This window comes from Legionella erythra (genome assembly GCF_001467615.1).
Taxonomy (GTDB): domain Bacteria; phylum Pseudomonadota; class Gammaproteobacteria; order Legionellales; family Legionellaceae; genus Legionella_C; species Legionella_C erythra.
This window is the reverse complement of sequence record NZ_LNYA01000034.1, coordinates 161,390-161,730: the sequence shown is the minus strand read 5'-3', so window position 1 is coordinate 161,730 and position 341 is coordinate 161,390. Positions and strand designations below refer to the sequence as shown.

The following is a 341-nucleotide window of genomic DNA, read 5'->3' as shown; positions in this document are numbered from 1 at the left end:
TATCTTGCTCTTTATAGTGGCGTTGATACCACCTTTCAATAGTCGCTTTCCCTTTGTTAAACAGCTTAGCCAGCTCACTTTGAGAAATACCCCAAGTATGTTTATGAAAGACCGCCGCTTGTAGGCGCCAAGTGGACCGTTGATGCTTGTTAATACCCGGAAATTGTTGGTTGCTATAACGGTTGCAACTATTGCAATAAAGCTTATAGGCTTTGAATTTTAAGAGGCTGCGCCTATGGCCCACCAGCTCGTGATGAACGCTCCGCATGTAGGAATCCTTTTTACGCACGGCTTTACTTTGACAATGACCACAACGCGGTAATCGATTGTATGAAAGCTCC

Annotated in this window: 1 protein-coding gene; it reads right to left on the bottom strand. The window is 44.6% G+C overall.

Going from position 1 to position 341, the window contains the following annotated elements; all coding sequences use genetic code 11:
* Positions 1-341 (bottom strand): helix-turn-helix domain-containing protein (locus Lery_RS15345; RefSeq protein ID WP_162262976.1); only part of this gene is annotated, 341 nt, incomplete at both ends.